Here is a 25233-nt window from a genome sequence, read left to right on the forward strand (position 1 = left end):
TTAGGTGCAAAACGAGTCACTTTATCTTATGAATTGAATAAGAACCAAATGGAAGATTTAATGAATGCCTATTATGAAGAAAATGACAGCTATCCTTCGCTGGAAATGATTGTATATGGCAAGGCTCCCTTGATGTTTACCAAATATTGTCCGATGAAAAAAATGAATCAATGCAGAGTTTGCAAGACGAAGAGCTATGCATTAAAAGATGAGAACGGAACGTTCCCTATCCTTTCCCATGATGATTGTACAACGACTGTCCTTAATGGGAAGACGCTTAATCTTTTGGATGAGCTGCAAAACATCAAAGGAATCGAGGCATTCCGATTAAGCTTCACCGTTGAATCACAAGAGCAGGTTGTGAACGTTATTCATCAGGCCTCAGGCAAATTAGATGGCTCAATGAATCATGCCGTCTTTAATCAGGAAACCGACACAAGAGGACATTTTAATAAAGAGATTTTGTAGGCAGCCAACCCTAATCGTCACCACTATCGTTTTAAGAAAGGCAACCATATGATAAAAGTGGATAACTTATCCTTCTCATTTCCGCAAAAAGAGCTATATAAGGACATTTCGTTTCAGCTTGAAGAGGGGCAACATTGCGCTTTTATCGGAACAAGCGGCAGCGGGAAAAGTACACTGATCGATATCCTGATCGATCCCGAAAGGTATTTGTTTGAGGGGAAGCTAGAGATAGATCCGACCTGCAAAATCGGGTATGTCAGTCAGTTCTCGCAAGTAGACAAGCCTGAAGAAACAACCGTTTTTGACTATATCGGGGAAGCCTTTATCCAGATACAAGATGAGATCGCATCCATTTATGCTGAAATGGAAACCACATCGGACATGGATTCGCTGCTGGAAAAGCTTCAATTGGCTTTGGACGCATTCAATTCAATAGGCGGCGATGATTTTGAAAGCAGCATGAATAAGAAACTAAATCTGGCAAACCTCATGAAGCTTAAAGATCTTAAGGTATCCGATCTGAGCGGCGGAGAATTCAAACTTATTCAAGTGATAAAGGAAATGCTTAACAGTCCGGACTTGATGATTATGGACGAACCGGATGTGTTTTTAGACTTTGAAAACCTAAATGCGCTTAAAAAATTGATTAATACCCACAAGGGAATGCTGCTGGTCGTTACGCACAACCGCTATTTGCTCCATCATTGTTTCAACAAAATCATACACCTTGAAAACAAGGAGATCCAAGAGTTTGACGGGCGATATATCGAGTATAAATTCTCATTGATTCAGACCAAAATTGAGCTGCAAGAACTCGCAATTGCGGAAGAAGAAGAAATCGGGCGAAACGAGAACATCATCAATAATCTTAGAGCGATCGCGACTAATAATTCAGAAGCAGCCAGAGGCAGAGCGTTAAAAGCCAGAGTCAAGTTTCAAGAAAGATTGGAAGCGCGTAGAATCAAAGCGCCGTTTGTTGATATTAAGCAGCCGGATATTACTTTTGGTATGGATCAGGAAATGGAAGAGACCCCTGTTGTAAGCGTCCATGATTATAGCATTGCCTTCAATGAGCTGCTTTTAGAAAATGTTAGCTTTGAGATTCAATCTACGGATAAAGTAGCCATTATCGGTCCAAACGGTACCGGGAAAACGACTTTGCTCCGAAAAATCATTGAAAACAATCATGAGTCGATCGAAATAAAGGCTGATGCCAAAGTGGCTTATTTATCTCAGCTTCATGGCGAAACGCTAAAAGAATCCAATACCATAATGGATGAATTCATCGATGCCGGGTTTAAAACGTATGACGAGATCCGATCGTATCTTTCAAACTATAATTTTGAAGGAGAAATCCTTGATCAAAAAATTGAATCTTTGTCCGGTGGAGAAAAAAACATGCTTCAGTTGGCCAAAGTGTCTGCCAGCAAGGCAAACATCCTGCTTCTTGACGAACCGACAAGCCATTTGGATATCTATGCACAGATCGCACTGGAGAAAGCCATCGAAGACTATAAAGGTGCGATTTTGATGATTTCTCATGATTTCTATTCGGTCGTAAACGGCATGCATTATGTGTTAATCATTGACGATAAGAAGATTAGAAAAATGAGCATGAGAAAATTTAGACAGATGATTTATGCGAGTCACTTTAATCGAGACTATTTGGAAACGGAACAAAAGAAAAAGTCGGTTGAAATGAAAATAGAGTTGGCATTAAAAGATAACAATTTTGAACTTGCAAAAGGATTGGTCGATGAGCTGGGAGAGATCATTAAGCTGCTTTAAATGATAACTCTCATGATGACGGGCGAGGTAAAGGTCGGAGCCGTCAACGTACGGATTCGTTCCTGCTTGGGCGTCAGTGGTTCGAAGGACAACTCGGACGTGATGTGTCGGCGTTTTGCCAGAAGTGCTTCGGCACGGCACAGAAAGTCAAAGTCCTGTTGTATCTTGATCCTTGGGATCAGTACGGCTAAGTTCCCACCCCAATACTAACGAGGTTGGAGGTGGGAACTTAGGATAAAAGAAGCTGCCGAGATTTTCTCGGCAGCCTACCCTGCTACTGCACTTAAGGAGAAGTATAAGAACGACGTCAGTGCGGATGCCAGAAAACAACAGCAAGTCGAGATGATGCAGCTCTACCAGAAGCATCAATTTAATCCCTTAAACATAGGGTGTTTACCGATGCTTATCCAATGGCCAATCACCCTCGCATTTTACTACGCCATTCGTCGTACCCCAGAGATTGCAGCTCACGATTTTCTGTGGTTTAGCTTGGGGAAAACAGATATGATTTTGCCGCTTATTGCCGCTGCGGTGTATTACGTTCAATTCCGCGTGTCTCAATCCGTTTCAGCGCAGTATCAGCAAAATCAAAATAACCAAATGGCTTTCATCGGGTTGTTGTCACCGATCATGATGGGTGTGTTTTCTTTTATGATGCCTGCCGCGTTACCATTATATTGGGCGGTTGGCGGTATATTCATTATCGTGCAAACGATCATACTCAATAAAATGTACACGAAGCCAAATGTAGCGAGTAAAAACCTGCCCACTGGTGTAGAAGATTAATAAAATTGAACCAGTCAAAAAACAATACTAAATACAAGGCATCTGAGGCGCGACCTCAGATGCTTTGTTTTTATGCTACAAAATGATTCCAAGTTCAATGCTTTCGATCCCCTGCGACATTAATTTGCCCTCATGAATCCCCCAGTCGCATAAAATTAACCGTCCGAATCAAATCTATAAGCATAAATGTAAGCAAAAAATACGCACATTTTCGTATCTGAATGAAAAGGTATCAAAGATTTTCCGTAAAAAGTCTTTTACAAAACTGACGTATGATGTAAGATGTATTTTAACCTTCTTTAATGCGGTGAACCGCAAAATCAGATGGAGAAAGGGTTGAAGCACATGAGCATTACAGAGAACGTGGCACCGTCGCAAGAGACCTTAAACCCCTTTGAAATTGTGAAACAACAGATTGATGAAGCGGCTGCCTATTTGCAGCTTTCGCCGCATATTACCGATATTCTGAAAAAACCGAAGCGTGTGCTGACCGTCAATTTTCCCGTCAAGATGGACGATGGCAGCGTAGTCGTCTTCGAGGGTTACCGTTCCCAGCACAACGACGCGGTCGGTCCGGGAAAAGGGGGCATTCGTTTCCATCCTAACGTTACGCTGGACGAGGTCAAAGCATTGTCGATGTGGATGTCCTTCAAATGCGGCGTTGTGGGTCTGCCTTATGGTGGCGGCAAGGGCGGGGTTATCTGTGATCCGCATCAGCTGAGCAAAGGCGAGCTGGAACGTGTCAGCCGCGGCTTTATGGAGGCTATATTCGATTTCATCGGTCCCGATAAAGATATTCCAGCGCCGGATGTTTACACGACACCGGAGATTATGGGCTGGATGATGGATACATACAGCCGACTTAAGGGAGTCAACACGCCGGGCGTCATCACAGGCAAACCGCTCATCCTCGGCGGCTCCAAAGGCCGGAATGAAGCGACGGCGCAAGGCTGCGTGTACACAGTGCTTGCTGCGCTCAAGGAGCTGGACGTATCTCCGGAAGGTGCAACGGTTGCGGTGCAGGGCTTCGGCAATGCCGGACGGACCGCGGCCAGACTGCTGGCCGAACAAGGCTGTAAGGTTGTTGCGGTCAGCGATTCGAGGGGGGGATTGTATCAGGCGGAAGGTCTTGACTTGCCGAGAGTTTTTGCGCTTAAAGACCATGCCAAGCTGGCCGACTACGGCGAGCCTTACGTGATTACGAACGAAGAGCTGCTGGAGCTGGATGTCGATATCCTCGTCCCCGCGGCACTCGAGAATGTGATCACCGGCGCTAATGCGGCCAACGTCCGGGCCCGGATCATCGCCGAAGCGGCCAACGGCCCGACCACTCCGGAGGCGGACAAAATTTTGCAGGAAAATGGCGTGCTCGTCATTCCCGATATTCTGGCCAATGCAGGCGGCGTCACCGTATCGTATTTCGAATGGGTGCAAAATCTGGCCAACTTCTACTGGACGGAAGAAGAGGTGCTGGAGCGTCTGTCGCAGCGGATGTACGCTTCTTATGATGCAGTCCGCGCCTTGTCCCGTGAGCACGGCACCGATCTGCGCACTGCCGCTTTCATGATCTCCATTAAACGGATCAGCGAAGCGATGATCGCCCGCGGCTGGGTCTGATCCAGCATATTATGAAATGGAGGACACGATAACCATGACCCAACCTATTTCCATCGGCATCGTCGGTTACGGCAATCTCGGACGTGGCGTCGAGGCGGCAATCCGGCAAAATCCTGATCTTCGACTGGAAGCGATTTTTACGCGCCGAGACCCCCACACCTTAGAGGCGGGCACACAGATGGTGTCCATTAACGATATTGAGGCTTATCGGGGAAAAATCGATGTGCTGATCCTATGCGGCGGCTCCGCAACCGATCTGCCGGAACAGGGCCCGGCTCTGGCGAAGCTGTTCCATACGGTCGACAGCTTCGATACCCATGCGCGAATTCCGGAGTATTATGCGGAAGTGGAGGCCAGCTCCCGGGCGGCGGGGACTGTCAGCGTCATTTCTACCGGCTGGGACCCGGGACTGTTCTCGCTGAACCGTCTGCTGGCAGAAGCCGTGCTGCCGGAAGGCAGCGAATTCACCTTCTGGGGCAAAGGTGTGAGCCAGGGCCATTCCGACGCCATCCGCCGTGTTCCCGGCGTCAAGAACGGCATCCAGTACACCATTCCGCGTGAAGAAGCGGTGGCGCGCGTACGCAGCGGGGAGAACCCGGTGCTGACTACCCGCGACAAGCATCTGCGCGAGTGTTATGTAGTGGCCGAGGACGGCGCAGACCGCGAGGCGGTTGCGGAGACGATCCGCAGCATGCCGAATTATTTTGCCGATTACGAGACTGTAGTTCATTTCGTGAGCGAAGAGACGCTCGCTGCAGAACATGGTGCAATGCCGCATGGCGGCCATGTTATCCGAAGCGGACGGACTGGAGCGGGGAATAAGCAGCTCGTCGAGTTCAGTCTGAAGCTGGACAGCAATCCTGAATTTACCGCCAGCGTGCTGGTCGCCTATGCCCGCGCGGCCTACCGACTGGCGCAAAAGGGAGAGTCCGGCGCGCACACCGTCTTCGATATCCCGTTCGGCCTGCTCTCGCCGAAATCGCCGGAGCAGCTGCGCAAGGAACTGCTGTAGCGTTAAGCCGAAGATGCCCAGTGCCCGCTTGCCGCTATTGCGCTGCGAGTTGTGGTTCCATTGGCAGGCAGAGTCGGTTCATCTATAGTAAGTGTAAAAAAGAAACCGTTCCTTTCGTATATGGTGGGTGGGACCTCCATTTTACCAAAGGACGGTTTCTTTGCGCTTGTCTCCTGGAAGAGCGAAGCATCTGCTTGAACCAGCTCATGGTCTTTTCGCTTCGCTTTTAAATAAATGGGCAATGAACGGGTTAGAAACTCAAGGGGAATGTTTCCTCGAAATGGTCCTTTTTCTCAAAAAGGTTATACCAAGCAGCCGCAATCACATCCGGATCTCCGGTTGTGCCGGCTTGTATCATCGTGCCGATGGAGAGGTGCCCGACGAAGACCCCTTTTTCTTTCAGCTCATTGTGCAGGTTGGTGGCATAATTACGAATACCGGACATAACGATTCCGCCATTCCCTACCATAGCCAAAGGATGCATGGCAGAGATACCGGTCGTAAATAATAGGGCTCCAGCGCCATTTTGTATCATCTCAGGCAGTACCTCGTTGACTGAAAGTATGGCAGGCAGTAAAAAACTATGGATCTGTTCCAGCACACTCTGAGGTGTTGTTTCCAATACATGCGTGAATTTTTCCCACCCTGCATATGGGCTGAATTCCAGCACTTCAATGGAACCGAACGCTGATTTCGCGGCCTGTATGGCTAGTTTTAAGGCAGCTAAGTCATTAACATCCGCAACAAAAGCGCGCGCTTCAATATGCAGCTCTCCGAGTTCCTCTATCATTTTGGATAATTTATCCTGGTTGCGAGAGATAAGGGCCACTTTAAAGCCGTTCGCTCCAAATTTTTTGGCTAGAGACAGCCCTAGTCCTGGTCCTGCCCCTACGATTGCTATAGTTTTCATTTTTCTGAGCTCCTTATTGTGATATAGTGTTAAACTAACGCATGTTGCTTTATTGGATAATATACTGCCGCTTCTTTATGGGATCAACCAACAAACGGTGCATGACTGTTGCTATAGCAACAAGTTCAATGAAATGTCGGGGATCATGGAGGTCAAATATGGCGAACAAAGTCATGAACATGAGAATGACGCAAACAAAGCAAGCCTTGATAAACTCGTTCTTTCAGTTCGTGTCAATAAAGGATTTTGAGAAAATAACGATTGCGGATATTGCCAAGGGCGCCCAAGTCAATCGTGCCACCTTCTATGCGCATTTTAATGACAAGTACGAATTGTTGGACTATATCGTAGGCGACTCTGCCTCGACTGCTATCTTGAATCGAACGAAAGGGGAAGTTAAATTCGATCAAGAGAATATTGCTCAACTTGTCTTGGCATTATGCGATTTTTATCAACAACCCAACATCCAATGCCGCAGCAGCTATGTGGCTTTAGTCGTACCGCAATTGAAAGACAAAGCAGTAACCGAATTGAGGGCTTATTTGTTGAAGGGGTTAGCCCCCTTTTGCTCAGAGGATGAGAAGACTTTCTATTCATCTATCTTTGCGCAAATGATTCACGAAGGAGCCCTCCAATGGGCCACAGGGAATATTGCTTTGGACAAAGAGGAAGTTGCCGAGAAGGTTGCGGTATTAATCGTTGGGGGATTTAATCAGAATTGAAGAGTTTGGCAAAGTCTCGGAAAGAACAGAAACTTTTATTATCATCAAGATGTACCAGAAGAAATTGAAGTCGGATATTGGACACTGGTTAATAAGATTCGGTAGAATGAGTAAAGAACGCAGACGAACGAATTAAAGGGACATCCTTTAAAGCGTATATTGCTAACGATTATTTGGAGGAGTGAGTGCTTTGGAATTTAACGATGTCATACACGGACATAGATCTATACGAGAATATGAAGAGAGAGACGTAAGTCAGGAACTTCTGGAACAAATATTGGATGCGGGTATTCGTGCCTCTTCAAGCGGCAATATGCAAGCATACTCTATTATAGTAACGAAAGACAAAGAGCTTAAGAAAAAGCTATACAACGCACATATGGAACAATCGATGGTGGTCGATGCTCCGGTTTTATTAACCTTTTGTGCTGACTTCAATAGAATGAGAAAATGGCTGTTGCTCCAGGATGCACCTGTGCATTTTGATAATTTCATGAGCTTTATGATCGGAGCCATTGATGCAAGTCTGGCAGCACAGAACTGTGCTCTGGCAGCAGAGAATGCGGGACTGGGCATTTGTTACATGGGTTCAACGCTTGCGAACTGTGACCAGATTGGTGAACTGTTGAACTTGCCACCCAATGTCGTGCCGATTGTCGGCTATTCATTGGGGTATCCTGCAGAAGCTCCTGCGCTGCGTGACCGATTGCCGAAGCATGGGCTTGTACATTATGATCAGTACCAGGATTATTCAGATGAAGACATTCAAGACATCTATAGAGAAAGAAACGAAAAGGGATGGAAACGCTACATGAACGTTCCTGAGCTTAAAGAAATGACAGAACAATTGGGATTAAAAAATCTTGCTCAAATCTATACGATGGTTAAATATACGAAAGAATCTCATCTCGAATTCTCGCAGACCGTACTGAATTACTTAGAGAAGCATAACTTTATGAACAATATGGAATAAGATGTGGTTGCGCAAAAATTGAATATCACAGGCCGTTCGCAGGCGGCAAGCAATCTGGGTGCAGTTCGGTAATCTCTCTCCATTTCATCGGCTTCACCTCCGATTGTGTGGCTCATATACATAAAAGGTAGGAGAGAGGAAACTCTCCTACCTTTTTGGCTAGAAACCAAAACTATTTTTTTACCGCAGTCATGAGCATTAAAGTTAAGTAATTATCGGTGTCGGCATCGTGAAGGTCGAAGTCAGCCGTAGCTCTCCACAGCGCCTTGCCGTTCGGAATCTCCTCCGAGCATGTAACGTCGACAAGGTTTGTTTTTTGCCACATACTTCTCCACCAACCGGCACTATGCCAGGTATACATATCCGGTTCCCATAGCGGAACCAGCCCCTGCGGCAAGCCCTCGGTAAATTCACGTGTTAGCGCAGGGCTGACAACCCCGAACTGACCGCCTTGCTTGACTAATCTCGCGTAATGGTTGCCGAAATAGCACTCATCGGTTCCAAAATAATGGTACGCATCAATACTGATCGCCGCATCGAAAAAATCACTGGCATAAGGCAAGCTATGAGCCTCAGCCTGGATTGGAACTACCAGATCATGGACTCCTGCTTTGACAAAGCGCTTGTAGTTATCGCTTGCACTAAACCAGAGATCATTTGCGAATACAGTGACTCCATATTCCTTGGCCAGAATAATCGATGTGAAGCCTGTTCCGCAGCCCATGTCCAGAATTCGCATTCCGGGTGCAAGCTTCATTTTTTCGCACAGCAGCTCAAGCAGGCAAAGGGCATCCGGGCCCATAATATATTTACTATTCGTTTGTTCTTCAAAATCTGTAATTAATTCATTGATCAAGTTCCCGTATTTTTCTTTAAAACGATAGGTTCTCATTTTTATTCTCCCTTTTTGTCCCTGTAAAGGCCAACAAAGGGCAGGGCATAGGGTAAACCTTATCACATTCATGCCCTTTACAGGGTTAATTAAAACTCACCTTTCTTACTCGCACAATGCTCTTCATATGGCACATCCTTTCCGTTAGATGTAATAAATTGTAATGTTTCGTACGTATGGGCGTCAATCCCTAACATATACAGTTACAGACAGCGCAAGAGAATGATACCATCATTAAACAACTTTGGGGGGGATTCCGATAAAGGTAAGGAAGTAACCCATTCGTTTTCTTTGTGAAAGGAGAGTCCCTGTGTTATCTAGATTCGTAAAAAACGTTGTCGTGTTGGGTTTGGTTCTCGTATTGTTGCCGGCAACGTCCATTTGGGCTGCATCCCTCATTACAGACCCGGTTTTGGCAAAGGCTATTCGTTCGGAATTGAAGCTGTCAGCCAAGAAGGAAATAAAAGCGGCTGATCTGCAAAAGCTGGAAACCTTGTATCCCCAGGAGGGAGGTGCTAAAATCTCCGATTTGCGTGGACTTGAATATGCCGTTAACATGGAGAACTTATTTCTGCTCGGGAACAAGATCAAGGATATTACACCGCTCAGCAAGCTGAAAAAACTGACGATGTTAGCCATTGACGATAATCAGATTACGGACCTTTCACCGCTGTCCGGGTTAAGTTCACTGCAGCAGCTCATCGTGGACGATAATAAGATCAAGAGTCTATCGCCGCTGAAAAATTTACATAAGCTGACCGATCTTCTTGCCAGTCACAATCAGGTGGCAGATTTAAGTCCTCTTCGAGGAATGAAGTTAAAAACGGCCATACTGAGCGGGAATCGAATTAAGGATTTGACGCCGCTAAAGAATCATCCCACGTTGGAGCAGCTATATTTGGACGACAACCTCATTCAGGATATTGAAGTGCTCAAGACGATACCGAATTTAAAGGAAGTATCGTTGACGATCAACCCGCTGAATAAGCAGGCGAGTCAGGTTGTCGAAGAGCTTGAGGACAATGGCGTTACTGTAGATTTGGGGAAATAATAATTACCCGAGAAGCCTGATTTTCAGGCTTTTTTCTTTGGAATGAGCCGGTCGTTCAAGCTTTGTTCATGTTAGCTGTGATTCGTATATCGAAGACCGAGTAGGGGAAATGTACTATATGTCGCATGAATGCCCAGATTGGAGTCCATTGTTGGGTATATACATTTTTTCCATACAAGGAGGAGCAGGGTAATGAGCAAGGTTGCAATTGTTACGGGTTCTGCAGGCGGATTGGGAAAAGGAATTGCAGAGCGGCTGTGCAAAGACGGGTTCAGCGTTGTGCTGCATGACATAAATGAAGCGTTGCTGAACGACACGGCTTCGGAATTCAAAGGCAAGAATTATCAGGTTATAGGTGTTAAAGGAGATGTATCTGTGCGTGACGACCAGTTCAATCTGGTTCAGGCAGCGGTTGATCAATTTGGACGTTTGGATGTTTTTGTTAACAATGCGGGTGTCGAAGCCGTGTCTCCATTTCTGGAGATTACAGAGGAACAGCTGAACAAACTGTTCAGAATCAATGTGTATGGCGTCGTTTTTGGCACTCAAGCTGCTGCCAATCAATTTATCAAGCAGGAAGCAAAAGGGAAGATCATCAATGCATGCAGCATAGCAGGCCACGAGTCCTACGAAATGCTCGGCACTTATTCAGCGACCAAGCATGCTGTGAAATCCTTTACACACTCCGCCGCTAAAGAGCTGGCTAAATTTAAAATAAACGTAAATGCCTATTGTCCCGGTGTTGCAAAAACGAAGATGTGGGATCGGATTGACGAAGAAATGGTTAAGTATAACGACGACCTGAAACCGGGAGAAGCCTTCGAGAAGTTCTCTTCAGCAATTGCCCTCAAGAGATACCAGACGCCTGAAGATGTCGCGAACCTGGTATCTTTCCTGGCTTCGGATGATTCGGACTATATTACAGGACAAGCCATACTCACGGACGGCGGTCTGGTGTATCGTTGATTTCAAAAGAAGAATCCACTTTCGGCTCATGCCCGGAGTGGATTTTTTTCTTCACCGATTTATTACTCAGGTTTCCGTTTCTTGTTAATCAAAAGAGCACTTGCAAATGATCCAATAAGCAAAAAGATGGCAATGAACAAATCCACATCTTGTATGCCAGCGTTGAAAGCACTATAAACAATATTCTTAATGTTTTCAAAAGCGGGCATTTGTATGAAACCTTCAGCTTGTTTACTATCAAAAATTTGTGAGCCAGCAAAAGCCCCGGCTTTATGAAAAACATCAAGCATTTGTTTTTTAAATTCTGGATCCATATTTTGAATCGTCCTAATATGTTCATCTAAGGAATGGTTATATCCTTCCGTCAACTTAATTCCTAGCATTACCACACCAAATGAAATGCCGACTTGCCGGAATACGTTTAGAATACCAGAAGCCATTCCGACTTGTTTTTTATTAACAGAACTCATTACTGCATTAGATATTGGCGGATTTACCAAAGCATTACTAATTCCTAAGAGAACAAACCCAGGCATTAAATAGCTCCATTCTAAAGGAACTTTGATCATATGACGAATAAGAATGATCCCAATTGCTCCAATAAATAGTGCACCACTAATCAACCAACGATTGCCGATTTTTCCGGAAATAATCCCAGCCAAAGGACCCAATATCATGGTGAACCCGCTGATTAGCAGCATTTTAACTCCAGTTTCAAACGCAGAGTAGCCCATATAATTTTGCATAAGAATGGTTAGGTAGGTGAATCCACCATATAAACCGGCTCCTAGAACAAAAGCCGCAATGTTGGCGCCGTTAAATGACCCATTTCTAAAAATCGATAACTCGATCATGGGTTGATTAACTTTTCTTTCAGTCATAATAAAAGCAATGAATAAAATGATCGATAAACCTAATAAACTTAAAATGTGCCAATCCGTCCACAAATAATTTTCATGCATTTCTTTTNAAATCCCAATAAATCAATTTTTTCATTACGATTTCTATTACTTTCCCTAATGAAGAATATGCCTAATAGGATGGCTAAAATACCAAAAGGAATATTGACCAGGAAGATGGACCGCCAACCCAAACGATCAACTAAAGCACCGCCAATAAGTGGCCCACCTGCAATAGCAAGACCAACCGCACTGCTCCAAATACCTAATGCAAGTCCTCTTTGTTGTTCAGGAAATGAAGATGTAACAATCGTTAGTGATAATGACATCATTGCTGCTCCGCCAATTCCTTGGAAACCTCGGAAAATATTTAACCAAAGATCACTGCTTGCTAAACCACTTGTAAGAGAACCTATGATAAAGATGCTTAATCCCAATAGAAAAACTTTTTTGCGTCCGATGATATCACCTAATTTCGAGACTGGTAATAACATCGCAGCATAAACTAAAGTATAAGCATTCAATACCCATTGCAGATTTGAAAAATCGGATGAAAAGTTTTTTTGAATCTCCGGTAATGCTACATTCACAATTGTAATATCTAGCATTGCCATAAACACGGCTAAACTCACTGTGATTAAAACCCACCATTTTCTAATAGATTGCTCCAAAATAAAAACTCCTTTAATGTTTTTGTGTGCACAAATGCATATATTAAATAAAATGAAAAGCACCCTGCTATTTCAAATTCAAGAGTGCTTTCATATTACTCGCGGCCTCTTCAAACGTATCGACAATGAATTCATTATTTGCTTTGTAGTAAACTTCCCGGCCTTCTTTCCTTCTCTGCACAATATTAAACCGATTCATAAAATCCAGATGACGAGAAATCACTGAACGATTTTGAGGAAAATACTCTGCTATTTCCCCAATAGTCATTTCCCCATTAGCAGAAAGGAATATCAACAGTTCACTTCGAACGGGGTCGAAGAGAGCTCTGAAAAATTCAATATTAATATTGTCTTCAATCAGTTTCTTACATTTATTTGGATCATGATTGAGTCCCATAATCTCACCGCCTGATTCTATTATATGCATCTGTGTGCACGTGTCAACAAATTAACTTTTGAAAAAGGTATTGAAGTCGCCTCTCAAATAAAGGTAAAATTATCTTATTTCAAATTTTGATATGAACATGCTATTAAAGCACAGAGGGGGGTTAATGAATTTTGCCAATTGCTCGAGATCAAGTATTGAGGCGTTTCGGAATGATGATGCTGTGTTTGCTGCTCTCATTGACTTTGATTCATCCCGTGTACGCCGCTGCGCCAACAATACCAACAGTAACGGTTGACCAGGAGCAGATTACGATCAGCAACTACGACTCTGGCGCGACGCTAAAGGTGTATGCTTCAGACGGCAGTGTCAAATGGCAGCAGACCAACGTGACCACTTCCAGTGTAACGCTCGACTTATTGCCGGATGCTTCCTTTTATTATGTGACTCAGGTTGTTGGCGGCGATGAAAGTACGAATACCCCGTTCTTTAACACTTCATTGCGGACGCCGATAGCGACAGCCGGAGTCGAATATATCGATGTGTCCAACGTATCGGGCAATACGACGCTGGAGCTGTACAATGCTTCTACCAGCGCACTTGTATCTACAATTGTTTCCAGTCAAGGGAACGGAGTGTACCGTTTTGATAATGTGGTGCCAACGACTCAGCAATATTATATTATCCAATCGATTAATGGCAAGCAGAGTGGTAATACGCCCTTTCTGACTTCTAGCCTTCGGGTGCCTGCTGCTGTGGGCGGGGCGGAGTATGTAGATTTGTCCAACATCTATCCGGGTGCGACGGTCACCCTGCATCAGAGTGACGGTACACCGGTATCCGGTAGTCCGACGGATCAGGGCAATGGCGTGTATCGCTTTGCTTCTGTGCCTGCAGGGCAGAACTATTTTGTCACCCAGATGATTAACGGAGTGGTCGCAACCTCCAATTCAGTTAACGTGACGGAGGATCGTCCGGATGCGCCAAGCATTGTGCCCGGGGATGAATCGCTGACCGTCAATCAGGTGATACCGGGAGCAACGTTAAATCTGTACACTACGACAGGAACATTAAAGGGAATGTATCCGACGGTTAGTACAGCTACTTACACGATCAATGATATTGTGCCGGACGTGGACTGGTATTATGTAACCCAAACTGTCGATGGCAAGGAGAGCGTCAACTCCAACTTTGCCAACCCGACCTTGCATATTCCGACCGCTGTAGGCGGAGTAGGGTACATTGACGTTTCCCATGTTACCGCTGGCGCGTTATTGAATTTGTATGATGCGGCCTCGGGAGTGCTCGTATCCAATACCGCTGCCGATCAGGGAGACGGAGTGTACCGTTTTGAAAATGTGATGCCCCGCAGCGGAATGTATTATGTGACGCAATCGATGGGCGGGCGCGAGAGTCTGAATACGCCATTCATCAATTCTTCCCTCCCGACTCCGGCTATTGCATCCGGAATTGGCTACATCGATGTGACCAATGTATATGCCGGTGCTTCCGTGATCCTGTACAAGGATCAAAATATCATTGCCACCGGTCCTGATGACCTGGGCAATGGAACCTACCGGTTCGCGGGCGTCCCTGCAGATTCTGGATACTACGTGGTGCAGAGTATCAACGGCGTACTCAGTGAGGCATCCAGCATGGTTACTGTGCATGAGCTGCTGCCGGATGCGCCGACTGTAGCCGCTATGGACGAGTCCATACAGGTTAGCGGCTATGTCACGGGCGCAACTCTGAAACTGTACCGCACGGATGGGACGCTGATCCGCACCTCGACCAGTGTGACCGGTTCGGTGTATACAATGGAGGATGTGCTGCCGGACCCGCTGTATTACTATGTAACCCAGACAGTGGACGGCAAGGAGAGCCCGAATTCCGCTTTTGTTAACTCTATTCTGCGTATACCGTCTGTAACGGCAGGCGTGGAATCTATCGATGTCAGCAATGTATCGCCACAGGCGATATTGAAGCTGTACGATGTTGAGAGCAATACGGTTGCGTCCAGCACGTATCTGGCTTTGGGCAATGGAGTTTTCCGGTTTGAGAATGTAGTGCCCCGTGAAGGATTCTATTATGTAACACAGGCGGTATATGGAGTGGAGAGCGAGAATTCGGTCTTTGTGAATCCGATCTTGCGAACTCCGGTTGCTGCGGCAGGCCGTGAATGGGTGGAAGCGAGCAATATTTATCCAGGTGCGGCCATCCGTCTGTATCGCAGCTCCACCAATGAAGAACTGTCCATACAGCCTGCCGATCTGGGTAATGGCACTTTCCGTTTCGAGGGTGTAACGCCCAAGGGCAGCTATTATGTGGTTCAGTTCATCAATAATGTAGCAAGTCCCAAATCCAACATCGTCGATGTATTGGAACAAGAGCCGGATTCCACCGACACGGGTACGGATAATCCAACCATTCCGTCCACTTCACAGGAGCCGGCCACGCCTGTTGATGTTCTGATCAACGGACAGGTGCAGAAGGCAGGCACGCTGATCATCTCGGTGGCGGATGGACGGATTGTCCGAACTCTTCAGCTGAATACGGAGACCATGCGCAGCTTGCTGAGCAACCAGCCGAACGGCGCGGTTGTGACGATCCCTTTTGCAAGCTCCCAGGCCGGAGGGGTGATGGTCAGCGAGCTTACGGGCGATCTGGTGCGCCTGATGCAGCAGAAGGGAGTTCTGCTCGAAATCCGCACACCGATAGCGATTTATCGGCTGCCTGCACAGCAGATCCGGCTGACCGAGGAATCAGGGAGCAGCTTATCCACCGATCAACTGTCCGAGGTAAAGGTAAGGGTGACCGTATCTGCCGCTTCCGCCGCAGACAAGAGCAGCGTTGACCGGCTTGTTGCAGCGGGAGGCTATGAGCTTGTTGGTTCGCCAGTGAGCTTCGAGATCACCACATTACTGGGCGGTAAAGCGATTGTCACCGATCATTTCGCAGACTATGTGGAGCGGTTGATTCCGATCCCGGACGGCGTAAACTCGAATCGCATCCTGACTGCGGTCGTTCTGGATGGCAATGGCCAACTTCGCCACCTACCTACCCGGATCGTAACGCAGGATGGTGGTCGCTATGCTTCGGTGAAGAGCCTTAGCAACAGCACTTATGCGCTGATCACGAACAAACAGACGTTTAGCGATATCCGGGAGAACTGGGCAGTGTCAGCGATCGAAGAGATGGCTTCACGGCTTATTGTGCAGGGTACAGGCAGCGCCCAATTTCAGCCGCAGCGCTCCATCACCCGCGCCGAATTTGCCTCCATTCTCGTCAATGGACTGGGGCTGAACACAAATTCCGGGTCCACCGGGTTCAGCGATGTATCTGCGGATGCCTGGTATAGCAATGCTGTATCGGCAGCCGTGCAGTATAAGCTGATTCTCGGTTATGACGACAATACATTCCGGCCGCAGCAGGGAATCACCCGCGCTGAGGCGATGGCCATGCTGCTCCGGGCTATGGAGTTAACTCATTTGAGTGCTGGCAGTGCATCAGGTGGTACGGCTAATCTGCAGCAGTATGCGGATCAGGAAGATGTTCCTGCCTGGGCACGCGAAGCGGCGGAAGCAACCATACAGGCGGGATTGATCAACGGCCTGCCGGAGAACCGCCTTGCTCCGCAGCAATCCGTTACTCGTGCGGAAGTTACGACAATGATTCAGCGATTGCTCAGTAAGGCGGGTTTGATTTAAGTCTTTCACTGGCGACTGTGATCGCTGTTCTGGATAGACCTGAGAAGCAAAAAACCGACGTCGGTACGCAGCCGACGTCGGTTTTTTGCAGTTATGAAAGGGCCTCAATACCAGGGGCAGTAACTTGCTCTCAAGCAGCATAAGCCCCTCGGCTCCGTCATTATTTTGCATAAATAATGAACCAATGAGGGACACTGAAATCGACATTATTTTCTATGAGAGTGAGATGTATCCACGTGCTTACAGCCGTTTTTTTAATCATCACCTGTGTCATGTTTGCATTCATTTATCTGATTGATGCGGTTGGGTTGAAGATGAAAGAGATTACGGTGTTTTCGATAAATGGCGCTTACTACCAAATCGCTGTTTTTGTTATTGGTTTGTCCTACTGCGTTTGGAAGGATTGGCGCCTAAAAGCTGCGCGGAAGCGGATTTAACAGAATGGAGGCAGCGAAATGAAAGAGGCTAAATTCGTTATCTCGCCCTGGCAGTTATTCGCCCTCATCGTGCTGTTTGAATTAGGAAGCGCCATCGTAATGAATGCGGGTTCTTCGGCTAAGCAGGATGCTTGGATTTCGATTGCCGCTACCACTGTACTCGGAGTGGGCCTATTCGCCTTTTATCGATTGCTGCAAGCCAGGCAGTCTTCATACAACCTGTTCGAGCTTGTTCAAATATCGTTCGGGCGTTGGATCGGGAGCTTCATCGTTGCCATCTATGTCATTTATTTTTTATATGACGCTGCAAGAGTAATGCGCGACCTTCTCGAATTGTTATCGAATGCAGTGCTTGAAAATACGCCGATCGAGGTGCTGGCGTTCACATTTTCGATGGTCATTGCTTATATGATCTGTCTTGGATTCAGCGTTATCATCAGAACGGCCGAATTCTTTTTCCCTATAATCATAGGCATTATCCTCGTCCTGTTTCTATTGGTTCTAATCGACCGGGATTATCAATTCCATTATTTGAAACCGGTGCTGGGGGATGGGCTAATGCCGGTAGCCTCGTCCATCTTCCCAACGCTAATAACATTTCCTTTTGGCGAATTGGTTGTATTTCTCGTATTTATGCAGCATATAGCCCCATCCGCCCGTGTTGGTGCAGTATCCAGTACAGCGATCGGCATTTCCGGATTGATTCTGTCAGGTGCGGCAGTTCTGGAGACGGTATCGCTTGGTGTGAAAATGAAGGAGCGCACGAACTTTCCTTTTCTGGTTACGGTGAGGGACGTTTCATTCGGTTACTTCTTCGAACGGATGGATATGGTCGTTGTCTTCGTTATGTTCATTACGATTCTTGTGAAAGTCTCTTTATTTATGTTTGGCGCGCTTAAGGGCATAGAGCATTTGTTTCGGATTCCTTATCGCATGTCGGCATTTCCGATCGCATGTCTGGTGGCCATACTCTCAATCAAGATTGCAAATACGTTTGCGGAGCATATCAGTGAAGGACTCTCGTTCGCGTCTATCTACGTACATATTCCAATGCAGCTGGTCATCCCGCTCATCGTCTTCATCATGCTTGGGGTGAATCGCGTTCGGCGCGTCAAGAAAGGTGGGGCACTGTGAAGACAGGATGGAACGAACGCAAGCAAGAGAGCCGGCTTACTTCCGCGCTCAGCACTGATCCTAATCAGACGCTGCTTCAATTGCGTGAGTTGTTCGGCAATCCGATAGATTTTCAGTCTACGGAGATCCGAATCGGTACAGCAGATGGATTCATGTGCATGCTCAAGACACTGTGTGATTCCAAGACGATGTCAGATAAACTGCTCGCTCCTCTTATGAAGATGGCTGCGGCAGAATGCAGTCCTCTTCAATTCCCGGAGTTGGAGCAAATACGACAAGAAAAGTTAGGCGTTCTGCCTTTCGTTTATGCAGGCACTATTCGTGAAGCAGCCGAACGAATGTTGGCTGGTGACGCAATCCTTATGGCTGCGGGTGTTGACCAAGTGTTATGCATCGAGATTGGCGGCATAGCAGCCCGATCGATCGAAGAACCGAAGACTCAGCGTGTCGACCGCGGCTCTGATGATGCCTTCACGGAAGCGATGGATACGAATCTATCATTGATACGACGGCGACTGCGAAATCCACTCCTTCGGATCGAGTCGTTCACAGCAGGGGAAGAGACCGGAACTTCGATTAGCTTCGTATATTTGGAGAACGCGGCTGAAGCCTCACTTGTGTCTGATTTCCGTTCACGATTAACAGCAATGAAGGCAAAGGCCATATATGATTCCGGCAGCGTAGAGCAGTTGATTAAGGACAAGGGTTCCTGGTTCTTCCCGACATTGCTGGATGTGGAGAGACCGGACACGGTGGCGTCCATGCTTGTGGAAGGCAACTGCGCTGTCATTGTGGACGGCAGTCCTTTCGTTCTTGTCGGACCGGCAGTATACGGCCATTTTTTCATATCAGCCAGCGACTATTACTTCCAGCCTCTCTTTGCCCAGATGATTCGGCCGCTGCGGCATGCTGCGTTTCTGATCTCTTTGTACTTGCCTGCCTTTTATCTCTGCGTGATCAATTATCATTCACAGATGATTCCGACAACGCTGCTCTATTCCGTCAGCGGGCAAGAACAAGGCTCGCCCTTTCCAACGGGCTTTATGCTTATCGCGATGACGCTTATATTTGAGGTAATTAGAGAAGCGGGCACCCGGGTTCCTAAAAATATCGGCCAAGCTGTTCCTCTCGCCGGGGCGATTATACTTGGCCAAGCGGCCGTTCAAGCCGGTATCGTATCGAGCATAATACTGATCGTTGTAGCTGCAACAGAATTGTGCGGATTGGTCACGCCTCATTATGAATTCAGCAACACGGCTCGAATCATTCGCTTCGGATTGCTGCTGCTCAGCTCGGTATTGGGCATTTACGGCGTCTTTTTGGGTACGGCTGTCATTGTCATCCATCTGGCCAGTCTGCACTCATTCGGTGTTCCTTACCTTAAGCCCTTCGCTCCGCTGCGATTGAAGCAGCAGAAAGATATGGTGGTCCGAACACCGTCTATCTACGAGGATTCATCGAAATGATCAGCTATAAGAATCGACAAGTGGCTAGCTTGCTTGCACTTTGCATGTTCGGACTGGTCTTGACTGGCTGCTGGGACATGCGCTCGGCTAACGAGTACATCATCGTAAGCAGCATGGCCGTGACGGCCGGCGATCAAGCGAATTACCATGTTTATCTGCAGATGATTAATCCGCTGGAGTTTACATCCGACCGTGCCAAAGGTAATAGTCCAACGTTATCTATTGGTGCAGAAGGGAATACGATGGACCAAGCCTTCAGTCAAATCGAGCGGAAGACGGCCCGCAAGCTGGAGCTAAGCCATATGATGCTGCTTATTATGGACGACAAGCTGCTTGAAACCGATAAAGGCATCCTTTTTTTCGAGTTTCTCGAATCGATGAAGGACATTCGGAATGATATTCAACTCGTTGCGGCTCACCGGGTAGCTGCATCGGAGTTTACCAAGCTCTACTTTCCGGAGAACAAGGTTTCGACCGTGAAAATCCGCATGGGTCTCGATTCGGCTGAGATGAACTGGGGTGGGTCTCCGAACACGAATTTGAAGCAATTCATTACGGCAATTACGTCGGAAGGCCGGCAGCCAGTGATGTCGTCTATGACGATTGAGCATCCATCGGAACAACAGCATGCTGTAGACGCCGGGAAGAATACCGATTCGCCAACCGAGATGATTAGCGACGGGATAGCTGTTATGCGCAGGGCGAAGCTGGTGGGACATCTGAACACAGAGGAGACGCGAGATGTACTGTGGACCCAAGATCAGATCAAGAACACCTCGCTGACGGTACAATGTGGCGAAGGTGAATATATCCAGGTGCGTGTTGGGAGGTCCAAGACGCATCTGGATGTCGATTATGAAGGCAACCGTCCCAAGATCAGAGTCCGTATCGATGTCGAAGGGACCGTAAGCGAGAACCAATGCAAACGGATCATGCTAAGCAAGATTTCCGGATTTGATCAAGTACGCAAGCTGACAGAGAAGGAAATTCAAGGCCATGTCGAAGCTACGATTGCCAAGGTGCAGAAGAAATACGGCGTCGATATATTCGGGTTCGGCGAGGAATTGATGCGCAGCCATTATCAAGCATTCAAAAAAGTGAAGTTGAAATGGGACGATGAGTTCGTCAAGGCGGAAGTGACCGTCGAGGCAAAGGCAGAAATACGGCGCGACGGCATGACATCCGAAAATTTCTTGCAGGATATACCTAGCTAATCGCAATATGGTGTTACTGGCAATGGTAAAATGAGCAAGACATTTCCAAGGGCCGCTGCACCACGGTATGCGGCTCTAAGCTGCTGCCATCAAATAATAATATCAGGGGCTATCTCTCAGTGATCGTAGATGATTAACAGAGAGACAGCCCCCATTTTAATTCCACCAATGATTCGAAATCCGCAGTCTTGTCATTCCGCATTGGCAGCATCGAGCTGCACAGCCTTCCAGCAGGAACGGATGATTTCCTTCACACTGTCGCCGGTTAATTCGAAGTTGCCTTGCAGATGAGCCTTCAGCACGTAGACGATTGTTCCGTAATGCATCTGCACCATCATCTCCGGGTTCAAGGGGACGAACAGCTTTTGCCCGATGGCTTCTTCGTACAGCTTGTCCATAGGCCCGCACCAGCCATCTGTATAGACGGCCTGCTTCACCTCGTTGTAAATGTAAGGCGAGAACGAGTACTGCTCAATAAACTGAAAGCCCTGCGGGTATTTCACACCCAGATCAATCACCCGATTCCAGCCCAATTCGAATTGTTCACGTATAGACCCGCCCTTAGACAGACCTTCACGCACATACTCTCCATTGAATGTGACAATCGCTTTGTACAACTCGTTGATGATATCTTCTTTGCTCTGAAAATAATGATAAATGTTCCCGGTCGAGACGCCGGATTCCTTCGCGATCAGCGCCATCGAGGTAGCTTGCAGTTCCTTCTGAATAATGAAGTTAAGTGTCGTTTCGAGGACAGCCCGCTGCACCTTGTTGTATTTCTCAAACATACAGATCCTCCATATCCATCTCTAAATCGAACGTTCATTCTAAAAAGCATACACATTATTCGCTCTGAAGTCAATTCAGCCGATGGATGATAGGGGCGGTCACATATAATTTTTAGCTATTGTCTCCAAATAATCTTCGATTGGCACTGCATTTCTGAGCGCCATCAGGTCATTGCCCGCCGCGCCGACAACGGTACGGAATTTCTTGCTTTCGCCCGCCGCCTGAGCGACTATGGCATCTACGATCATTTGCGGGTCATCCAGACCGCCATCGCTTGCCGATGCCTCCATCATCCGTTGCACCTTCGTCATCAGATCATCGTAATCCTTGATGTTCTCGTCCCGGTTCCAGACGATGCTGTTCGTGAAATTATTCCCTTTCGAGCCTCCCTGCTCGATCAATCTAAGCTCGATATTGAAGGGCCGCAGCTCGTAATACAGACCTTCCGTCAATCCTTCCAAAGCGAACTTGGACATGTTGTAGAGCGATCCGAGCGGCACTGCTGTCGTGATCCCCATGAAGGAGCTTATATTGATAAACATGCCACCTCCATTTGCTCGGAAATGCGGCAGAAACTTGCGAATGACATTGATGGGTCCCCGCGCATTTACGGCAAACTGCCAATCGATTGCGTCTTCTTCGGCAAGCTCCAACGGCCCGTATGTGCCCATGCCGGCGTTATTGACGACAACATCAATTTTCCCGAATGCGGCTATAGCTTGTTCAACGGCAGTTTGAACCTGATCCGCCTGGGTGACATCCAGTTTGAAAATTTGAATATTGTCATACGAGGTAAGCTCCGTTTCTTTCTCGGGCGAACGCATAGTAGCCGCTACATTCCAGCCCATCCGGGCAAATCGAATCGCCGTTAGCTTTCCCAGTCCTGAGCTGGCCCCTGTAATAAAGACGGTTTTGTTCATAAATGAAACCCTCCAATTATCTAAATTGAACATTCATTCTATAGACAAAGCATTGTTGTATCGAACGTTCATTCTAATTCTAGTACGCGTGAATTGATTTGTCAAATGGAACATAAGTGCTGCCTTTTTCGCAAGATAAATGATCAACGATTCTGGGTAGTCAATGTGTTTGTTCACACAATGTTCACTTATGAAACGGTTTTTAATATCGCTATAATAACAAAGTCGTAATTAAGAAGGGGGAGATAGAGATGACAAACCATCTGCATGCAGAAACAAGACTGCCTAGAAACAGAAAAGAAGGCATTCTGTTTATGTTGATTATTTCAATCATTTCGGTAAACACGATCGCGCCGGTAATAACGGGGTTGGAGCTGGGATTCAGTAAAGAGGTGTACCTCAATACCTTGAAAATTATACCGGTAATGTGGGTCATCATCGTTCTATCTGTAAACTTGATCGCCGAGCCGATCGCTGGAAAGCTGACGCCAAAAATCGGGGGACAGAGTGATGGATTTAACGCCAGAGTGTTATTGCATATTGTACTTAACGTAACGGTGTTATCGATCTGGATGTCCATTATAGGAACCTGGGTAGGAACAAGACAAATCAGCTTGAAGCCGTTTGAGAATTTCCTCCATATCTGGCCCAGAAACTTTGGTGTAGCCTTTTGGATTGAACTGCTGATTGCGCAGCCTATTGCCAGATATGTAATGAAAAAGCTGCACGCCAGACAGGCGGCTCAAGCTGCAAGTGCAAATTCGTAGCATGTATCGGGAGGTTGGTTTCAGCGGCGCGGAAGAGGCAACGATTGTCCTTGGAAAAAATAAAAAGGAGCCGTGTCCGAACACGACTCCCGGTGCTTAAGCCCTCCTAATAGCGGAGGTCTTTCTACAGGATATATGCCAGCTTGCTGTTGCGGAAATACAAATACGTATTCCCATACATCGCCAGCCCCAGCGAATCATCTGTCTCGTCGGGCTCGCCCCAGGCGAGGTACACTTCCTCAAACGTCATCCCCACAACGACCTTTTCCTCCTGAATCGCCTTCCACATCTTGTCGCTGACCTTGAATACGGTCTTCGGGTTCTTGAAATAAAAATATTGGTTGATTTCATCCTGCACATCATCCGCAGCTTCTGTCGTCATATCAAATTCCTGCCCGTTGGCCCGGCGTACCCGGATCAGCAAGGTGCTGTCCTCGGGATCGGGAACGATGTTAAGAATAGTGACCTTCTCCATGTTCTTGAACGGGCTGTCCTGAATCACTGAATTGTTCATCCAGGCCGGGTATCCGTTATAGACGGTCTTCAGGTACTGAAGATACTCAGAGGTGTAGAGAGATTCCGCGCCGTCTGCCGGATCATACAGCGTCCAGACGGTGCCGTCTTCCTTCTGCATGGTGAATTCGATTGTCGAGCCGCCATCATAGCTTACACCCGTAACCCAGTTGGAGCCGGGATGGCCGAAGGCGTACACTTTCCTGCCGACAACTCCACCGATGGTTCCAGGCAGCTTGCTGATGCTGTAGAGCATTTCACTGCTCTTGGTTTTGCCATCATCTGTCGTCCAGATGAAGAGGCAGCCCGCGCTTGACGCATATTTGCCGTCCAGATTTCCGATCTTCAGCAGCGTCTTGAACGCTACATAATTGGAGTTCTGGTACAGCATCGAATTGGTCGCGTCGAGCTTGGCGGTTCCCTTGCCGCCTGTCAGCACAATGCCGGAAGTCGCGTTGACCGAAATGCCCGGAATCTGCGCTGCGAGCTTGACCGGTACATAGGTTGTACCTTTGGCTACCAGCGATTTGGCGGGCGAAATGAGCAACTTGCCGTCCACAAAGGTTGCAAGCTCAGTGTAGACGGGCGCTTGGGCGGCCGAGGCCTTCTCCGCGCCGATTGGTGTGACCGCTCCGATCAGGAGCAGCAGTGCGGCGAGCAGCAGCACCATGTGTTTCTTCATATTTAGTTCCCCCAGTGTATGTATTGCTGCCTTGCGATCTCCACGCAGACAGCATCCTATAATTCGACATCGCTTGCGGTTAATCCTTCCAAATTGGCAAAAAGTCCCCCCCTTTTAGCAGCAAGGCCGGAGTATTTTTGCCCCTTTTTCGAGCTGGCGGTACTTATCGCGGTTACGCGGGGTTATCCTCAATTTGACGATGACCATTTTGGGGGCTTACGTCCTGTCAAGGCGCAACGTGGGAAGCGCAGAAAATTGGCGAAACGATCAAATATGCGACCATTATCATCGCCACCGTACCTGTGCTGTTTATGTATCCGTTCCTTCAACGCTTGTTCGTCAAAGGAGCCCTGGTCCGTTCTATCAAGGGTTAAGGAATCTCAACGGGGGGTGTCCCAAAAGCCATGAAATGGCTGCTTGGGGCACCCCTCATGTTTAGAGCAGGATCGACATGTGTGCTTGGT

The 25233-nt window shown here is 47.3% G+C and carries 22 protein-coding genes and 1 pseudogene; 15 read left to right on the forward strand and 8 right to left on the reverse strand.

The features are described 5' to 3' along the window. From KIH86_RS03040 to KIH86_RS03060, 5 genes are all read left to right on the forward strand, one after another. Nucleotides 1–468: U32 family peptidase (locus KIH86_RS03040; protein ID WP_223110290.1), on the forward strand; the 468-nt coding region annotated here is incomplete at its 5' end. A 48-nt stretch (nucleotides 469–516) separates the two neighbouring features. Further along, nucleotides 517–2256 (forward strand): ABC-F family ATP-binding cassette domain-containing protein, encoded by a 1740-nt coding sequence (locus KIH86_RS03045; RefSeq protein WP_223082997.1) that lies wholly within the window; start codon nucleotides 517–519, stop codon nucleotides 2254–2256. Between the two features lie 252 nt (nucleotides 2257–2508). Continuing rightward, the gene (gene yidC / locus KIH86_RS03050; protein WP_235775241.1) at nucleotides 2509–3042 is read left to right on the forward strand and encodes a membrane protein insertase YidC; all 534 of its coding nucleotides are present in this window, start codon (nucleotides 2509–2511) and stop codon (nucleotides 3040–3042) included. Nucleotides 3043–3366: 324 nt separating this feature from the next. After that, nucleotides 3367–4659: a Glu/Leu/Phe/Val family dehydrogenase gene (locus KIH86_RS03055; RefSeq protein ID WP_407672235.1), complete on the forward strand. Its 1293-nt coding sequence runs from the start codon at nucleotides 3367–3369 to the stop codon at nucleotides 4657–4659. Between the two features lie 34 nt (nucleotides 4660–4693). Continuing rightward, nucleotides 4694–5671, forward strand: coding sequence for a diaminopimelate dehydrogenase (locus KIH86_RS03060; RefSeq protein WP_223082995.1), 978 nt, complete (start codon nucleotides 4694–4696; stop codon nucleotides 5669–5671). A gap of 250 nt (nucleotides 5672–5921) precedes the next feature. On the opposite strand, the gene KIH86_RS03065 is transcribed toward KIH86_RS03060, so the two are convergent. Further along, nucleotides 5922–6581: an SDR family NAD(P)-dependent oxidoreductase gene (locus tag KIH86_RS03065; RefSeq protein ID WP_223082994.1), complete on the reverse strand. Its 660-nt coding sequence runs from the start codon at nucleotides 6579–6581 to the stop codon at nucleotides 5922–5924. 158 nt (nucleotides 6582–6739) lie between these two features. On the opposite strand from KIH86_RS03065, the gene KIH86_RS03070 reads away from it, so the two are divergent. Together KIH86_RS03070 and KIH86_RS03075 are read left to right on the forward strand one after the other, a co-directional pair. Further along, nucleotides 6740–7303 (forward strand): TetR/AcrR family transcriptional regulator, encoded by a 564-nt coding sequence (locus KIH86_RS03070; RefSeq protein WP_223082993.1) that lies wholly within the window; start codon nucleotides 6740–6742, stop codon nucleotides 7301–7303. Nucleotides 7304–7484: 181 nt separating this feature from the next. Beyond that, a complete protein-coding gene (locus KIH86_RS03075; RefSeq protein ID WP_235775239.1) occupies nucleotides 7485–8276 on the forward strand; it encodes a nitroreductase family protein in 792 nt (263 codons plus the stop codon). Between the two features lie 172 nt (nucleotides 8277–8448). Here KIH86_RS03075 and KIH86_RS03080 read toward each other — a convergent pair whose 3' ends face one another. Then, complete coding sequence (locus KIH86_RS03080; RefSeq protein WP_223082991.1) at nucleotides 8449–9168, reverse strand: SAM-dependent methyltransferase; 720 nt, start codon at nucleotides 9166–9168, stop codon at nucleotides 8449–8451. 412 nt (nucleotides 9169–9580) lie between these two features. On the opposite strand from KIH86_RS03080, the gene KIH86_RS03085 reads away from it, so the two are divergent. Together KIH86_RS03085 and KIH86_RS03090 are read left to right on the forward strand one after the other, a co-directional pair. Then, on the forward strand, nucleotides 9581–10219 hold the full coding sequence (locus KIH86_RS03085) for a leucine-rich repeat domain-containing protein (RefSeq protein WP_223110292.1): 639 nt from the start codon (nucleotides 9581–9583) through the stop codon (nucleotides 10217–10219). Between the two features lie 192 nt (nucleotides 10220–10411). Next, nucleotides 10412–11185, forward strand: a complete 774-nt coding sequence (locus tag KIH86_RS03090; RefSeq protein WP_223082988.1) for an acetoin reductase — start codon at nucleotides 10412–10414, stop codon at nucleotides 11183–11185. Nucleotides 11186–11247: 62 nt separating this feature from the next. Here the strand turns inward: KIH86_RS03090 and KIH86_RS29785 are convergent, their stop codons facing one another. The 3 genes from KIH86_RS29785 to KIH86_RS03100 all read right to left on the reverse strand — a co-directional run bounded on the left by KIH86_RS29785 (nucleotide 11248) and on the right by KIH86_RS03100 (nucleotide 13152). After that, the gene (locus tag KIH86_RS29785; RefSeq protein ID WP_268964104.1) at nucleotides 11248–12147 is read right to left on the reverse strand and encodes an MFS transporter; all 900 of its coding nucleotides are present in this window, start codon (nucleotides 12145–12147) and stop codon (nucleotides 11248–11250) included. After that, entirely contained in the window at nucleotides 12108–12698 is a 591-nt protein-coding gene (locus tag KIH86_RS29790; RefSeq protein ID WP_456094013.1) for an MFS transporter, read from the reverse strand. Before KIH86_RS29790 ends, KIH86_RS29785 begins: the two co-directional genes overlap by 40 nt. Before the next feature lie 124 nt (nucleotides 12699–12822). Continuing rightward, nucleotides 12823–13152, reverse strand: a complete 330-nt coding sequence (locus tag KIH86_RS03100) for an ArsR/SmtB family transcription factor (RefSeq protein WP_223082983.1) — start codon at nucleotides 13150–13152, stop codon at nucleotides 12823–12825. A gap of 203 nt (nucleotides 13153–13355) precedes the next feature. On the opposite strand from KIH86_RS03100, the gene KIH86_RS03105 reads away from it, so the two are divergent. The 4 genes from KIH86_RS03105 (at nucleotide 13356) to KIH86_RS03120 (ending at nucleotide 21098) form a co-directional block, all read left to right on the forward strand. Next, nucleotides 13356–16847 (forward strand): S-layer homology domain-containing protein, encoded by a 3492-nt coding sequence (locus tag KIH86_RS03105; protein WP_223110294.1) that lies wholly within the window; start codon nucleotides 13356–13358, stop codon nucleotides 16845–16847. Nucleotides 16848–17302: 455 nt separating this feature from the next. Next, the gene (locus KIH86_RS03110; RefSeq protein ID WP_223082981.1) at nucleotides 17303–18418 is read left to right on the forward strand and encodes a GerAB/ArcD/ProY family transporter; all 1116 of its coding nucleotides are present in this window, start codon (nucleotides 17303–17305) and stop codon (nucleotides 18416–18418) included. Beyond that, nucleotides 18415–19884 carry a spore germination protein gene (locus KIH86_RS03115; protein WP_223082979.1) on the forward strand — a complete coding sequence of 490 codons (1470 nt, stop codon included), beginning with the start codon at nucleotides 18415–18417 and terminating at the stop codon, nucleotides 19882–19884. Before KIH86_RS03110 ends, KIH86_RS03115 begins: the two co-directional genes overlap by 4 nt. Further along, nucleotides 19881–21098, forward strand: a complete 1218-nt coding sequence (locus tag KIH86_RS03120) for a Ger(x)C family spore germination protein (protein ID WP_223082977.1) — start codon at nucleotides 19881–19883, stop codon at nucleotides 21096–21098. The genes KIH86_RS03115 and KIH86_RS03120 overlap by 4 nt, the downstream gene beginning before the upstream one ends. A 191-nt stretch (nucleotides 21099–21289) precedes the next feature. Here the strand turns inward: KIH86_RS03120 and KIH86_RS03125 are convergent, their stop codons facing one another. Together KIH86_RS03125 and KIH86_RS03130 are read right to left on the reverse strand one after the other, a co-directional pair. Then, nucleotides 21290–21886, reverse strand: coding sequence for a TetR/AcrR family transcriptional regulator (locus KIH86_RS03125; protein ID WP_223082975.1), 597 nt, complete (start codon nucleotides 21884–21886; stop codon nucleotides 21290–21292). Nucleotides 21887–21985: 99 nt separating this feature from the next. Beyond that, on the reverse strand, nucleotides 21986–22807 hold the full coding sequence (locus tag KIH86_RS03130; protein ID WP_223082973.1) for an SDR family oxidoreductase: 822 nt from the start codon (nucleotides 22805–22807) through the stop codon (nucleotides 21986–21988). A gap of 251 nt (nucleotides 22808–23058) precedes the next feature. On the opposite strand from KIH86_RS03130, the gene KIH86_RS03135 reads away from it, so the two are divergent. Next, nucleotides 23059–23574 (forward strand): hypothetical protein, encoded by a 516-nt coding sequence (locus tag KIH86_RS03135; protein ID WP_235775240.1) that lies wholly within the window; start codon nucleotides 23059–23061, stop codon nucleotides 23572–23574. A 124-nt stretch (nucleotides 23575–23698) separates the two neighbouring features. Here the strand turns inward: KIH86_RS03135 and KIH86_RS03140 are convergent, their stop codons facing one another. Then, nucleotides 23699–24769, reverse strand: coding sequence for a hypothetical protein (locus tag KIH86_RS03140; protein WP_223082971.1), 1071 nt, complete (start codon nucleotides 24767–24769; stop codon nucleotides 23699–23701). Nucleotides 24770–25011: 242 nt separating this feature from the next. Here KIH86_RS03140 and KIH86_RS29420 point away from each other — a divergent pair. Continuing rightward, a pseudogene (locus tag KIH86_RS29420) lies at nucleotides 25012–25143 on the forward strand (carbohydrate ABC transporter permease); the annotation flags it as partial. Between the last annotated feature and the right edge of the window lie 90 nt (nucleotides 25144–25233).

The sequence above is a fragment of the Paenibacillus sinensis genome, assembly GCF_019904155.1.
Taxonomy (GTDB): Bacteria; Bacillota; Bacilli; order Paenibacillales; family Paenibacillaceae; genus Paenibacillus_AQ; species Paenibacillus_AQ sinensis.

Bases quoted from the DNA above. Each gene is read 5' to 3' on its own strand.
- KIH86_RS03045 (WP_223082997.1), top strand. From the start codon at position 517: ATGATAAAAGTGGATAACTTATCCTTCTCATTTCCGCAAAAAGAGCTA.
- KIH86_RS03055 (WP_407672235.1), top strand. From the start codon at position 3,367: ATGGAGAAAGGGTTGAAGCACATGAGCATTACAGAGAACGTGGCACCG.
- KIH86_RS03060 (WP_223082995.1), top strand. From the start codon at position 4,694: ATGACCCAACCTATTTCCATCGGCATCGTCGGTTACGGCAATCTCGGA.
- KIH86_RS03065 (WP_223082994.1), bottom strand. From the start codon at position 6,581: ATGAAAACTATAGCAATCGTAGGGGCAGGACCAGGACTAGGGCTGTCT.
- KIH86_RS03070 (WP_223082993.1), top strand. From the start codon at position 6,740: ATGGCGAACAAAGTCATGAACATGAGAATGACGCAAACAAAGCAAGCC.
- KIH86_RS03080 (WP_223082991.1), bottom strand. From the start codon at position 9,168: ATGAGAACCTATCGTTTTAAAGAAAAATACGGGAACTTGATCAATGAA.
- KIH86_RS03090 (WP_223082988.1), top strand. From the start codon at position 10,412: ATGAGCAAGGTTGCAATTGTTACGGGTTCTGCAGGCGGATTGGGAAAA.
- KIH86_RS29785 (WP_268964104.1), bottom strand. From the start codon at position 12,147: ATGCATGAAAATTATTTGTGGACGGATTGGCACATTTTAAGTTTATTA.
- KIH86_RS03100 (WP_223082983.1), bottom strand. From the start codon at position 13,152: ATGGGACTCAATCATGATCCAAATAAATGTAAGAAACTGATTGAAGAC.
- KIH86_RS03105 (WP_223110294.1), top strand. From the start codon at position 13,356: ATGATGCTGTGTTTGCTGCTCTCATTGACTTTGATTCATCCCGTGTAC.
- KIH86_RS03110 (WP_223082981.1), top strand. From the start codon at position 17,303: ATGAAAGAGGCTAAATTCGTTATCTCGCCCTGGCAGTTATTCGCCCTC.
- KIH86_RS03120 (WP_223082977.1), top strand. From the start codon at position 19,881: ATGATCAGCTATAAGAATCGACAAGTGGCTAGCTTGCTTGCACTTTGC.
- KIH86_RS03125 (WP_223082975.1), bottom strand. From the start codon at position 21,886: ATGTTTGAGAAATACAACAAGGTGCAGCGGGCTGTCCTCGAAACGACA.
- KIH86_RS03130 (WP_223082973.1), bottom strand. From the start codon at position 22,807: ATGAACAAAACCGTCTTTATTACAGGGGCCAGCTCAGGACTGGGAAAG.
- KIH86_RS03135 (WP_235775240.1), top strand. From the start codon at position 23,059: ATGACAAACCATCTGCATGCAGAAACAAGACTGCCTAGAAACAGAAAA.
- KIH86_RS03140 (WP_223082971.1), bottom strand. From the start codon at position 24,769: ATGAAGAAACACATGGTGCTGCTGCTCGCCGCACTGCTGCTCCTGATC.